Source organism: Streptomyces sp. NPDC053513, assembly GCF_044544765.1.
Classification (GTDB): Bacteria; Actinomycetota; Actinomycetes; order Streptomycetales; family Streptomycetaceae; genus Streptomyces; species Streptomyces litmocidini.
In genome coordinates this window covers 37,910-51,003 of record NZ_JBITXP010000011.1, presented here as the reverse complement: position 1 = coordinate 51,003, position 13,094 = coordinate 37,910, and the positions used below count along the sequence as shown (strand labels likewise).

At 72.5% G+C, this 13,094-nt stretch carries 9 protein-coding genes; 3 read left to right on the top strand and 6 right to left on the bottom strand.

The genetic code is table 11. From position 1 onward, the window contains the following. Positions 1 to 102: 102 nt before the first annotated feature. From ACIGW4_RS20575 to ACIGW4_RS20565, 3 genes are read left to right on the top strand one after another with little or no spacing between them, the layout of a single operon-like run. Positions 103 to 1,446, top strand: a complete 1,344-nt coding sequence (locus ACIGW4_RS20575) for a helix-turn-helix domain-containing protein (RefSeq protein ID WP_399582149.1) — start codon at positions 103 to 105, stop codon at positions 1,444 to 1,446. Between the two features lie 53 nt (positions 1,447 to 1,499). Further along, positions 1,500 to 2,648, top strand: coding sequence for a DUF1266 domain-containing protein (locus ACIGW4_RS20570; RefSeq protein WP_399582146.1), 1,149 nt, complete (start codon positions 1,500 to 1,502; stop codon positions 2,646 to 2,648). Continuing rightward, positions 2,645 to 3,817: a DUF1266 domain-containing protein gene (locus ACIGW4_RS20565; protein ID WP_399582143.1), complete on the top strand. Its 1,173-nt coding sequence runs from the start codon at positions 2,645 to 2,647 to the stop codon at positions 3,815 to 3,817. Before ACIGW4_RS20570 ends, ACIGW4_RS20565 begins: the two co-directional genes overlap by 4 nt. Positions 3,818 to 3,860: 43 nt before the next feature. On the opposite strand, the gene ACIGW4_RS20560 is transcribed toward ACIGW4_RS20565, so the two are convergent. The 6 genes from ACIGW4_RS20560 to ACIGW4_RS20535 form a co-directional block, all read right to left on the bottom strand. Then, a complete protein-coding gene (locus ACIGW4_RS20560) occupies positions 3,861 to 4,445 on the bottom strand; it encodes a TetR/AcrR family transcriptional regulator (RefSeq protein ID WP_399582140.1) in 585 nt (194 codons plus the stop codon). Positions 4,446 to 4,526: 81 nt separating this feature from the next. Beyond that, positions 4,527 to 6,116 carry a phosphoglycerate dehydrogenase gene (gene serA, locus ACIGW4_RS20555; protein ID WP_123455534.1) on the bottom strand — a complete coding sequence of 530 codons (1,590 nt, stop codon included), beginning with the start codon at positions 6,114 to 6,116 and terminating at the stop codon, positions 4,527 to 4,529. Between the two features lie 236 nt (positions 6,117 to 6,352). Then, entirely contained in the window at positions 6,353 to 7,354 is a 1,002-nt protein-coding gene (gene ilvC / locus ACIGW4_RS20550; protein ID WP_123455533.1) for a ketol-acid reductoisomerase, read from the bottom strand. Positions 7,355 to 7,471: 117 nt separating this feature from the next. Continuing rightward, complete coding sequence (gene ilvN, locus ACIGW4_RS20545) at positions 7,472 to 7,999, bottom strand: acetolactate synthase small subunit (protein WP_030222540.1); 528 nt, start codon at positions 7,997 to 7,999, stop codon at positions 7,472 to 7,474. A gap of 31 nt (positions 8,000 to 8,030) precedes the next feature. After that, positions 8,031 to 9,881, bottom strand: coding sequence for an acetolactate synthase large subunit (locus tag ACIGW4_RS20540; protein ID WP_123455532.1), 1,851 nt, complete (start codon positions 9,879 to 9,881; stop codon positions 8,031 to 8,033). Between the two features lie 228 nt (positions 9,882 to 10,109). Beyond that, the gene (locus ACIGW4_RS20535) at positions 10,110 to 12,941 is read right to left on the bottom strand and encodes an EAL domain-containing protein (protein WP_123455531.1); all 2,832 of its coding nucleotides are present in this window, start codon (positions 12,939 to 12,941) and stop codon (positions 10,110 to 10,112) included. Positions 12,942 to 13,094: the final 153 nt, after the last annotated feature.

The following is a 13,094-nucleotide window of genomic DNA, read 5'->3' as shown; positions in this document are numbered from 1 at the left end:
TGGATCGCTCCGATCGTCCGCCATCTACAGCTGTCACGCATCCGTGGCCCGCCTCTCATACATATGTCTGACAGGCCGGGGAGTGGGTGCGAGAATGTGGCCGTGAAGGGCGATTACCAGGAGCTGGTGGACGAGATCTCGGCGCTGCTCGGCGAACCGGCGACACTGGAGAACCGCGACTTCGGCCTGATCGCCTTCGGGGCCCACGACAGCGACGACGACAGCGCCATGGACCCGGTCAGGACCCGCTCGATCCTGACCCGGAAGTCCTCGCCGGCGGTCCGCGCCTGGTTCGAGGGCTTCGGCATCACCCGGGCGACCGGCCCGGTCCGCATCCCGGCCGCCCCGGACGCCGGCGTCTTCCGGGACCGCATCTGTCTCCCCGTACGCCACCGGGGGGTCGTCCTCGGGTACGTGTGGCTGCTCGACGCCGAGCCGGGGCCCTCGCACGCGCAGCTCACCGCCGCGATGGAGGTCGCCGCCCGCATCGGCGAACTCCTCGCCGACGAGGAGCGGGCGGGCGCGGACCTCTCGCGGGAGCTGCGGGCCGCCCTGACGGCGGAGCGCGGCTGGCAGTACGACATGGCCCTCACCGCCCTGCGGACCGCCCTCGGCCCGGACGCGGAGGGCCTCCACACGGTGGTGTGCGTGGCGCCCTGGCCGACGGAGGACACCCCGTCGCCGCGCACGGTCCCGGGCGCGGCGGCCCTGTGCACCCTGCCGTGGCGCCCGGCGGCGGGCCCGGTCGCGGGCACCCCCTTCGGCCCCGCTCCGGCGACGGGCCCGGCGCCCCGGACCGGCACGGGCGCGCACCCCGCCCCCGGCCGCCAGTCCTCGGGCCAGGCCTCCCCCACCGGCTCCGGTTCCGGGCGTCCCGGCACCGCCCCCGGCCCCGACGCCGGGACGGGACCCGGCCCATACGCTCCCGCGGACGGCGGGGCCGCCCGTGCACTCGCCGTTCTCGTGCGTCTGCGGTCCGCCGACAACCTCTCCCCCGCCACCACCGCGTCGACCCGGCTGCGCGGCTCCGCCGACCCCGCCGCCGTCGCGGGCGTGGCCACCCCCCGGCGGGGGCTCGCGGAGCTCGACACGGCGTGGCGGGAGGCGGGCTCCGGGGCGCGGGCCGCGCTCGTGCAGCCCCTGCTCGGCCCGGTCGCCGAGTGGGCGGCCATCGGCCCGTACCGGCTGCTCACCGCCCTGCCCCCGGCCGAGCCCGACCCGGCGGTCCGCGCCCTGCTCACCCCGGCGCACACGGAACTGGCCCGCACGGCCGAGGTGTTCCTCGACCACGCGGGCCAGGCGGGCCGCGCGGCGGCGGCCCTGGGCATCCACCGGCAGACGCTCTACTACCGCCTCTCCCGGGTCGAACAACTCACCGGCCTCGACCTGGACGCCGGCGAGGACCGCCTGCTGCTGCACATGGCGCTCAAGGCCGCCCGGCTCTGAACACCCGCCCCTCCGGGCGGATTTGCAGGATCGCGGGTTTGTAGGATCACCCTATGACCACGGGGAGTTGGGCGCCGCCGACGCGCACCGAGCAACTGCTGTACGAGGCCGGGGCACGCGGGGACCGGGCGGCCGTCCTGGACGCCCTCGGCCGGACGCGCCTCTACGTGCTCCTCGCCCGGCTGCACGCCGACGTGCCCGGTCACACCCCGCCCCTCCCCCGCCACCGCGACAAGGCCGCCCGGCGCACCGTCGTACCGGTCCTGACCGAGGGCATGCTGCCGCCCTGGCACCCGGACTGGGTGTTCGAGCAGACCACCCTGGACCGGCTCGCCGCGGCGTGGCCGCACGACCGATGGTGGCTCGCGGTCAACCCGGACACCCCCTTCGAGGCCGCTCTGCCTGCCAGGCCCGCCGACCGGCGGGCCTGGCAGGAGGCGGGCGCCCGGGGCGGCGGACCCGCGCGGCTGCGGCTGCTCACCCACGCCGGCGCCCATCTGCACGGGCCGGTCGCGCACGCCCTCGCGCTCGGCGCGCACCTCGCCGTGCTCAACGGCCTGGTGTGGAACGGGCTCGGCGCCCAGTACGAGGACTACCCGAGCGACGTCGCGCGGCTGCGGCATCCCTGGGACGTCCACCACCGGGGGGACTTCCGGGAGAAACTGCGGACCCTGATCGCGACCCGGCTCGTCGGCCGGGTCCCCGAGGCCGTCCTGGGGATCCGGCGCCGACTCGCCGCACGCCTCGGCACCGCGCCCTCCGACGAGCGGTGGGCGGCGGAGGTCTCGGACGCGTTCGAGCGGGATAACCCCTACGGCGAGGGCCGGGCCGAGGCCCTGGAGTTCCTGCGCCGGATCGTCCGCTACGAGGAGCGGTTCCGCGCCGACGGGCTGCTCCCGCCGGACGGCCGGGTCGACACCCTCGCCGCCTTCGACCACGGCCGCGCCGTGAACGTCGTACGGCTCGCCCTCGGCGCGCGGTACTGCGACCCGCCGGAGGCGGAGCGGTCCGTGCTGAGGGTCCTCGAAGCCGCCCGGCAGGCGTACGACTCCTGGGAGGCGTTCTCGCTCGGCTATCTGCTCGCCCGCCTGATCCACTTCGACGTGGGGGACGCCGAGCCGGTGTACCAGGAGTCCGCGACCCTCCACCGCATCCTCACCCAGGACCCTTCGAGCCCCTACCGGAACATCCCGTGGTCATGAACCCCCACCACCCCGGACCACCCCACGGCGTCCCGTGGGTCCCGCCGTCCGAGACCGAGCAGCGGCTGTACGAGGCGGTGCTGCGCGGCGACTTCACGGAGCAGATCCGCGTCCTCGCCGGAGCCGAGCTCTTCGTCCTCGCCCCCAGGGCCGAGGTGGACGCCGAACCCGACTCGATCTACTGGAGGCACCAGCAGACGCCGAGGGGACTCCTCGTCCGGCCGGTCCTCACCCGCGGGATGCTGCCGCCCTGGCACCCGGACTGGGTGTTCCACCGGATCACGCTCCGCTGGGCCGCCGAGGCGACCTGGCGCGACCCCCGGGCTCTGCTCGCCGTCAACGGCGGCACCCCCGGGGAGCTGCTGCTGCCCACGACGCCCGAGCACCGCGCGGGGTGGCTGCGCGCCTACGGCGAGCGCGAGCACGGCTGGGACGACCGCTTCGTCGCCCTGCGGCACGGGCCCCTGCACGGTCCGCTCGCCTTCGGCCTGGCCTGCGGCGCCCATCTGGCCTTCGTCAACGGCGTCCCGTGGAACGACGTCGGCTCCGCCTACCGGAGCTACACCGAGGACCTCGAAGCGCTCCGCGACGCCTGGGGCGTCACGGACCCGGCGGGCTGGCGCAAGGAACTGGACGCGCTCCTCGACGGGCGCAACAGCCCGCCGGAGCCGGACTTCGCCCTCCGGGTCCGCGAGGAGCTGCGAGCCGGGCGGGGCGCGGTGCCCTCGGCCGACGAGTGGCGCGAGACGGCGGCCGGGCACGCCCAGGACCTGGGCGCGAGCCCGGCGTCGGTGCGGCACGTCGAGGAGCTGGTGCGCCGCATCGTGCGCTACGAGGCCCGGTTCCGGGCCGACGGGCTGCTGCCGCCGGAGGGGCGGGTGCGCAGGACGGTCGCGTACGACTACGGCCGTGCGGTGAACCTGGCCCGCTGGGGCCTGTCGGCCCGCTTCTGCACGCCGCCCGAGGCCGAACAGGCGATCGTCCACGCGGGGGCGCTCGCCCGGTCGGCCTACGGGTCCTGGCAGGAGTACTCGGCGGGGTACGCGCTCGGGCGGGTGCTGCGTTTCGACGGGGAGGAGTACGGCCGGTTCCACGAGGGGAACGTGGCCGCGCACCGCGGACTGACGGAGTACGAGGGAAGCCCCTGGCGGAACATCCCGTGGCGCTGAGCCGGGCCCGGACCCGTCTTCCGGATCGGACCGGGCTCCGCTCCTACCGTTCCCCCATCAGCACCCTGAGCCCCTCGGTGAGGTCGTCGGCGCTGGGGGCCGTCTCCGGGTCGACCATCCACTGGATCATGACGCCGGTCGCCAGGGCCTGGAGCAGCAGGCCGGCCACCCGGGCCTTCTCCGGGTCCGCCTCCGGGTCGATGCCGAGCATGCCCTCGGCGATGCCGAGGCGCCCCTCCCGCTGCGGCTCCTTGATCGCCTCGCGGAGCTTCTCGTCGTCGTCGAGGCGGGTGACGACCTCGGTCTGGAGCTTCCAGACCGGGCGGCTGACCTCCGCCGCGGCGATGAGCCGGGCCCAGACGGCGTGGAAGCGCGCGTACGGATCGGCCGGCAGCTCCGGGGCCTCGCCCTCGCCCCCGTCCTCCGGGGGGCTGACCCGCTCCCCCCACTCCTCGGTGACGGCCAGGAAGGCCTGCTGGAGCAGGGCGTCCTTGGAGCCGTAGTGGTAACCGATGGAGGCGAGGTTGGTGCCCGAGGCGGCGACGATGTCGCGCGCGGTGGTGCGCCCGTACCCCTTCTCCAGGAGGCAGCGCTTGGCGCCTTCGAGCAGGTCTTCCTTGTGTCCCATGACAGCACTGTACCCGGTCGATAGACGCTTGTGTAAGACGAGCGTCTATCGACCGGGTACGGGAGCCCCGGGGGGCGTGCGTCAGATCAGGTTGACCGAGCGGGCCGAGGCCGCGCCGATCTCCTCCGCGATCTCCGCGATCACGGCCGCCGGGACGGTGTCGTCCACGGTGAGCACGACGAGCGCCTCGCCGCCCTCCTCCGCGCGGGAGACCTGCATGCCGGCGATGTTCAGACCGGCCTCGCCGAGGATCCGGCCGACCGTGCCGACGATGCCCGGGCGGTCCTCGTAGCGCAGCACGACCATGTGGTCCGCGAGCGCGAGGTCCACGTCGTACTCGCCGACCGCGACGATCTTCTGCAGGTGCTTCGGACCCGCGAGCGTGCCGGAGACCGAGACCTCCTGACCGTCCGACAGGGTGCCGCGCACGGTGACCATGTTGCGGTGGTCGGGCGACTCGGAGCTGGTGGTCAGACGGACCTCGACACCGCGCTCCTGCGCGAACAGCGGGGCGTTGACGTACGACACGGTCTCGTCGACCACGTCCTCGAACACGCCCTTGAGCGCGGAGAGTTCGAGCACCTTCACGTCGTGCTGGGTGATCTCGCCGTAGACCTCGACGTCGAGGCGGGCCGCGACCTCGCCCGCGAGGGCGGTGAAGATCCGGCCGAGCTTCTCGGCGAGCGGCAGACCCGGCTTCACGTCCTCGGCGATGACGCCGCCCTGGACGTTGACCGCGTCCGGGACCAGCTCGCCCGCGAGCGCCAGGCGCACCGACTTGGCGACGGCGATGCCGGCCTTCTCCTGGGCCTCGTCCGTGGAGGCGCCGAGGTGCGGGGTGCAGACGACCTGGTCGAGCTCGAAGAGCGGGGAGTCCGTGCAGGGCTCCTTCGCGTACACGTCGAGGCCCGCGCCGGCGACCCGGCCCTCCTTGATCGCCGAGTACAGCGCGGCCTCGTCCACGATCCCGCCGCGCGCGGCGTTGACGATGCGGACGGAGGGCTTGACCTTGTGCAGCGCCTCGTCGCCGATGAGACCGATGGTCTCCGGGGTCTTCGGCAGGTGGACGGTGATGAAGTCGGCGACCTCCAGGAGCTCGTCCAGGGCCAGCAGCTTCACCCCCATCTGGGCGGCGCGGGCCGGCTGCACGTAGGGGTCGTACGCGACGATCTTCATGCCGAAGGCGGACATGCGCTGGGCGACCAGGACGCCGATGCGGCCGAGGCCGACGACGCCGAGGGTCTTCTCGCTGAGCTCGACGCCCGTGTACTTCGAGCGCTTCCACTCGCCGTTCTTGAGCGCGGTGTTGGCCTGCGGGATGTTGCGCGCGGTGGCGACGAGGAGGCCGCAGGCGAGCTCGGCCGCGGTCACGATGTTCGACGTGGGGGCGTTCACGACCATCACGCCGGCCTTGGTGGCGGCGGAGACGTCGACGTTGTCCAGACCGACGCCGGCGCGGGCGACGACCCGCAGCTTCTCGGCGGCGGCGATGGCCTCGGCGTCGACCTTGGTCGCGGAGCGGACCAGGATGGCGTCCACATCGGCGATGGCGGGGATCAGCTCGGCCCGGTCGGCGCCGTTGCAGTGCCGGATCTCGAAGTCCGGGCCCAGGGCGTCGACGGTGGCGGGCGACAGCTCTTCAGCGATGAGTACGACAGGTTTCGAGCTCACGTGAGTCCTCACAGAGGCAGTGCGGACGGCCGTCCCGACGGCCGCAGGCGGTGGAGGGGGCTTGCCGCGTGAAAGCGCACGACGCTGTGGGCCAGACGCGATGTTGTTGAGAAGTGTAGTGGTGCGCGGGCGCCGTTCATGCGCCTCGTTGGAAGGATCACCCGTCCGTGGTTGGACGGGGTGTCCAACGATGCGGCAAGGGGCCGGACACGGTGTCCGGCCCCCGCCGTGAAGGCTTACGCCTCCTCGTCGTTCACCCAGCTCATGAGCTTGCGCAGCTCCTTGCCGGTGGTCTCCAGGAGGTGGTTGGCGTCCTGGGTCTTGTACTCGTTGTACTTCTTCAGACCGCCGTGGTACTCGGCCATCCACTCCTTGGCGAAGGTGCCGTCCTGGATCTCCGCGAGGACCTTCTTCATCTCGGCCTTGGTGGCGTCGGTGATGATCCGCGGGCCGGTGACGTAGTCGCCCCACTCGGCGGTCTCGGAGACCGACCAGCGCATCTTCTCCAGGCCGCCCTCGTACATGAGGTCGACGATGAGCTTCAGCTCGTGCAGGCACTCGAAGTAGGCGATCTCCGGCTGGTAGCCGGCCTCGGTCAGGGTCTCGAAGCCCGCCTTGACCAGGGCCGCGGTGCCACCGCAGAGGACGGCCTGCTCACCGAACAGGTCGGTCTCGGTCTCCTCGGTGAAGGTCGTCTTGATGACGCCGGCGCGGGTGCCGCCGATGCCCTTGGCGTACGAGAGCGCCAGCGCGAAGGCGTTGCCCGTCGCGTCCTGCTCGACGGCCGCGATGCACGGGACGCCGCGGCCCTCCTCGTACTGACGGCGGACCAGGTGACCCGGGCCCTTCGGGGCGACCAGGGCGACGTCGATGCCCTCGGGCACCTTGATGAAGCCGTAGCGGACGTTCAGGCCGTGGCCGAAGAAGAGCGCGTCGCCCTCCTTCAGGTGGTCCTTGATGGACTCCTCGTAGACCTGGGCCTGGATCGGGTCCGGCGTCAGGATCATGATGAGGTCGGCCTCTTCGGCCGCCTGGGCGACGGAGACGACCCGCAGGCCCTGCTCCTCGGCCTTGGCCTTAGACTTCGAGCCCTCCTGCAGACCGACGCGGACGTCGACACCGGAGTCACGGAGCGACAGCGCGTGGGCGTGGCCCTGGCTGCCGTAACCGATCACCGCGACCTTGCGGCCCTGGATGATGGACAGGTCGGCGTCGTCGTCGTAGAACAGCTCGGCCACTGGATTCTCCTTGATGTGCTGGTGTTGCGTCCCACCGTACGGCGGGGAGCGGGAGGAAGGTTTTCGGGTCTCGTCAGTCGGACCGCCGGACGGACCGGCGGTCCCGCGCGGTCGACGTCAGGCGCTGCGGTCGAGGGCCCGCAGGGACCGGTCGGTGATGGACCGGGCGCCACGCCCTATGGCGATCGTGCCGGACTGCACGAGCTCCTTGACGCCGAACTGCTCCAGCATCTTGAGCATGGCGTCGAGCTTGTCACTCGAACCGGTGGCCTCGATGGTGACCGCCTCGGGCGAGACGTCCACGGTCTTGGCGCGGAACAGCTGCACGATCTCGACGATCTGGGAGCGGGTCTCGTTGTCGGCGCGGACCTTCACCAGGACGAGCTCGCGCTGGATCGCGGCGCTGGGCTCGAGTTCGACGATCTTCAGGACGTTGACCAGCTTGTTGAGCTGCTTGGTCACCTGCTCCAGGGGCAGGTCCTCGACATTGACCACGATGGTGATGCGGGAGATGTCGGGGTGCTCGGTGACGCCCACGGCGAGCGAGTCGATGTTGAAGCCGCGGCGGGAGAACAGGGCGGCGATCCGGGCGAGGATGCCGGGCGTGTTCTCGACGAGAACGGAGAGCGTGTGCTTGGTGGACATGTCTGGGTCTCTTCCTTTTCGCTCTGCGCGCTCAGTCGTCTTCGCCGTCGCCGAAGTCGGGGCGGACGCCCCGCGCGGCCATGACCTCGTCGTTGGAGGTGCCGGCGGCGACCATCGGCCAGACCTGGGCGTCCTCGTGGACGATGAAGTCGATCACGACCGGGCGGTCGTTGATCGCGTTGGCCTCGGCGATGACCTTGTCCAGGTCGGCCGGGTCCTCACAGCGCAGGGCGACACAGCCCATAGCCTCGGACAGCTTGACGAAGTCGGGGACGCGGGTGCCCTTGTTCGCCTGGATGTCGTCCGGGCCGGAGTGCAGGACCGTGTTGGAGTAGCGCTGGTTGTAGAAGAGCGTCTGCCACTGCCGGACCATGCCCAGGGCGCCGTTGTTGATGATGGCGACCTTGATCGGGATGTTGTTCAGGGCGCAGGTGGTGAGCTCCTGGTTGGTCATCTGGAAGCAGCCGTCGCCGTCGATCGCCCACACCGTCGTGTCGGGCTTGCCGGCCTTGGCGCCCATCGCGGCCGGGACCGCGTAGCCCATCGTGCCGGCGCCGCCGGAGTTCAGCCAGGTGGCCGGCTGCTCGTAGTCGATGAAGTGGGCGGCCCACATCTGGTGCTGGCCGACGCCCGCGGCGAAGATCGTGCCCTCGGGGGCGAGCTGACCGATCCGCTGGATGACCTGCTGCGGCGAGAGGCTGCCGTCCTCCGGCAGGTCGTAGCCGAGCGGGTAGGTCTCGCGCCAGCGGCTCAGGTCCGACCACCAGGCGCTGTAGTCGCCCTTGTTGCCCTCGCTGTGCTCGGCCTGGACGGCCTGGACCAGGTCGGCGATGACCTCGCGGGCGTCACCGACGATCGGGACGTCGGCGGCGCGGTTCTTGCCGATCTCGGCCGGGTCGATGTCCGCGTGGACGATCTTGGCGTACGGGGCGAAGCTGTCGAGCTTGCCGGTGACGCGGTCGTCGAAGCGGGCGCCGAGGGCGACGATCAGGTCGGCCTTCTGCAGCGCGGTGACGGCGGTGACCGCGCCGTGCATGCCCGGCATGCCGACGTGCAGCGGGTGGCTGTCCGGGAAGGCGCCGAGGGCCATCAGGGTGGTGGTGACCGGGGCGCCGGTCAGCTCGGCGAGGATCTTCAGCTCGGCGGTGGCGCCGGACTTGATCACGCCGCCGCCGACGTACAGGACCGGCCGCTTGGCGGCGGTGATCAGCTTCGCGGCCTCGCGGATCTGCTTGGCGTGCGGCTTGGTGACCGGGCGGTAGCCGGGCAGGTCCGTGGTGGGTGGCCAGCTGAAGGTGGTCTTCGCCTGCAGCGCGTCCTTGGCGATGTCGACCAGGACCGGGCCCGGGCGGCCGGTGGAGGCGATGTGGAAGGCCTCCGCGATCGTCCGCGGGATGTCCTCGGCCTTGGTGACGAGGAAGTTGTGCTTGGTGATCGGCATCGTGATGCCGCAGATGTCCGCCTCCTGGAAGGCGTCCGTGCCGATCGCCTTGGAGGCGACCTGGCCGGTGATCGCGACGAGCGGGACCGAGTCCATGTGCGCGTCGGCGATCGGGGTGACCAGGTTGGTCGCGCCGGGGCCGGAGGTCGCCATGCAGACGCCGACCTTGCCGGTGGCCTGGGCGTAACCGGTGGCGGCGTGGCCCGCCCCCTGCTCGTGGCGGACGAGGATGTGACGCACCCGCTGCGAGTCCATCATCGGGTCGTAGGCCGGGAGGATCGCGCCGCCGGGGATGCCGAAGACGGTGTCGGCGCCCACTTCCTCGAGAGAACGAATGAGGGACTGCGCACCCGTGACGTGCTCGACGGTGGTGGCGGGCGTCGCGCCGTTGCGGGGTCGCGGCTGCGGATGGTGCCCGGTGGCCTGCTCGGTCATCAGCATCTCTTCTCGAGGCAGAGGGTTTTTGCGAGGTGTTTTGCGGGGTTTTGCTGCGTTTTTGGGGGGAGCCGGTGCAACAAAAAACCCCTCGTGCCGTGAGGCAAGCGAGGGGAGCGCGTCGGGTGCGTTCTCAGCGGGACCTGCGGGGGTCCTGCCTCAGCCGACGCGCTTTCCAAGTACGAGAATTCGGGTGCGCATGGCACTGACCCTCCCTCTCCGCCCTCGCCACTGTCAAGTGGGTGGGACAGGCGTCTCAGTATTTGGGCGAATCGGGGGACGGTTTCCGACACGGACGGGGACCGCTCCGGGCAGCGGGTACTCGTCCCGTACGAGGGCCCTGCGCAGGCGGTACTCGTCGAGCGGGCCCGAGAAGGCCATGCCCTGGGCGTGGCCGCAGCCCATCGCGCGCAGGGCGACGACCTGCTCCGGGACGTCGACGCCCTCGGCGACGGTCCGCAGGCCGAGCTCGTCGGCGATGCGCAGCACCCCGCGCGTGATCTTGCGGAGCCGGGCCGACTCGACCACGCCTTCGACGAGGTCCCGGTCCAGCTTCAGTATGTCCACGGGGAGTCTCCGCAGGGCGTTGATCGCCATGTGTCCGCTGCCGAACCCGTCGAGTGCGATCCGCACCCCGAGCCGGCGCAGCGTGATCAGGCGCTGCTCCAGCTCGTCGAGCGAGGTCCGGGGATCGCTGTCGGCGAGCTCGACGATCAGCGAGCCGGACGGCAGCCCGTGCCGGGTGAGCAGCGCCTCGATCGAGCCGAGCGGCAGCGAGCGGTCCAGGAGGCGCCGGGCGGAGATCCGGACGGAGACGGGCGTACGGTGGCCGATTCCCGCCCGCTCGGCGGCCTGCTCCACGGCCTCCTCCAGGAGCCAGCGGCCGAGCTCGGCGGTGCGCTCGCCGTCGTCGGTGACGCGGAGGTACTCGGCCGGGGTGAAGAGGATGCCCTGGCTGGAGCGCCAGCGCGCCTGGGCGCTGACGGCGGAGATCCGGCCGGTGGCGAGGTCGACGACCGGCTGGTGGAGCAGGGCGAACTCGCCGTCGTGGAGGGCGGTGCGCAGCCGGGCGGCCAGCTCGGTCCGCCGGACCACCTCGGCCTGCATCTGCGGGGCGTAGAGCTCGACGCGGTCCTTGCCGGCGGCCTTGGCCCGGTACATGGCCAGGTCGGCGTTGCGCAGCAGGTCGCCGGCCTCGATGCCGGGTTCGGCGAAGGCGACGCCGATGGAGGCGGCGACCCGCACCTCGTTGCCCCCGTCGACGCGGTAGGGCTGGGAGAGGGTGAGCCGGAGCCGGTCGGCGATCTCCTGGACCTGGCCCCGGCGGGCCGCCCGGTCGCGGCCGCCGTCGCCGAGGATGAGGGCGGCGAACTCGTCGCCGCCGAGCCGGGCCGCGGTGTCCCCGGCCCGTACGGAGTCGTGGAGGCGGCGGGCGGCCTGGACGAGGAGGTCGTCCCCGGCCTGGTGGCCGAGGCGGTCGTTGACCGCCTTGAAGCCGTCGAGGTCGATGAAGAGCACGGCGGTGCCGGGGTCGGAGGAGCGGCGGCCGCTGAGCGCCTGGCGGACCCGGCGGGTGAACAGGGCCCGGTTGGGCAGGTCGGTGAGCGGGTCGTGCTCGGCGTTGTGCTGCAACTGGGCCTGGAGGCGGACGCGTTCGGTGACGTCCCGGCTGTTGAAGATCAGGCCGCCCTGGTGCCGGTTGACGGTCGACTCGACGTTGAGCCAGTCGCCGCGGCCCGAGCGGAAGCGGCACTCGATCCGGGTGGTGGGCTCCTCGGCCGGCGAGGCGGCCAGGAAGCGCCGCACCTCGTGGACGACGGCGCCGAGGTCCTCGGGGTGGATGAGGGAGGCGAGCTCGGAACCGATGAGCTCGTCGGCGTCGCGTCCGTACACGCCGGAGGCGGCCGGGCTGACGTAGCGGAGCACCCCGGTGGGCGCGGCGATCATGATGACGTCGCTGGAGCCCTGCACGAGCGACCTGAAGTGGTTCTCCTTCTGGGCCAGCTCGTGGGTGAGGGCGATGTTGTCGAGGAGCATGATGCCCTGCCGTACGACGAGGGCGAGGACGACCGTGCAGCCGGTGAGGACGACGACGCGGTCGACCCGGCGTCCCTCGACGACGTTGTAGAGGATGCCGAGGGTGCAGACCGCCGCGGCGAGGTACGGGGTGAGGGCGGCGAGCGAGCCGGCGACGGGGCGGCTGTGGAGCCACGGGCCGCGCGCGGCGGCCGCGGCGTCCGGCGGGCGGCGCACGCCCCAGGGCGCGTAGGCGAGCAGCAGCGAGCCGGCGAACCAGCCGGCGTCGAGGAGCTGGCCCGAGGTGTAGCTCTCGCGGAGCAGCGGCGAGGTGAACAGGGCGTCGCACAGCACGGTCAGGGCGAGCGCGGCGATCGCGGTGTTCGTCGCGGAGCGGTTCGCCTGCGAGCGCCGGAAGTGCAGGACGAGGACCATGCTGACGAGCACGATGTCGAGCAGCGGGTACGCGAGCGACAGCGCGGCCTGGGCGACGGACTCGCCCTCGAAGTGCGCGGTGCGGGCGAGGGCGAGGCTCCAGGAGAGCGTGAGCAGGGAGCCGCCGATGAGCCAGGCGTCGAGCCCCAGGCACACCCAGCCGGCCCGGGTGACGGGCTTCTTGGCGAGGACGAGGAGGCCCACGATGGCGGGCGGCGCGAAGAGCAGGAAGCAGAGGTCGGCGACGGAGGAGTCCGGCACGTCGGTGCGGAGCACGACCTCGTACCAGCCCCACACGGCGTTTCCCGCGGCCGCCATGAAGGAGGAGAACGCGAAGAGCAGCCAGGCCGGGCGGGCGCCGTCGTGGCGCGCGCGTCCGTAGAGGAAGCAGGAGACGGCGGCGGCGAAGGCGGCGGCGCTGAGCCCGAAGTCGCCCATGAAGAGCGCCAGTCGGGGGGAGCCCCAGCCGAGGGACGCGCCGGTGGTGTAGCCCGCGCAGACGAGTCCGAGGGTGATCTGGGCGACGGCTCCGCCGAGGCGGGGGCGCTCGGGGTCCGGGTGGCCGGGGCCGCCGCCGACGGAGTGGCGCGTGATGACCGCCCCGGGCGCGCTCACGGGATCCTCCGCTGCCACGCCGCCGCACCCGGCCGCGTCGTGCGCCCGCGCGACCGGCTCGCCGCCCCGCCCGGGGGCGTGTCCGTCGCAGTCGTGCGGTCGACCGGAGTCCCGTACGGCGCGGGGGCGCCCGCTCGCGCGGGGCTCGCGGTC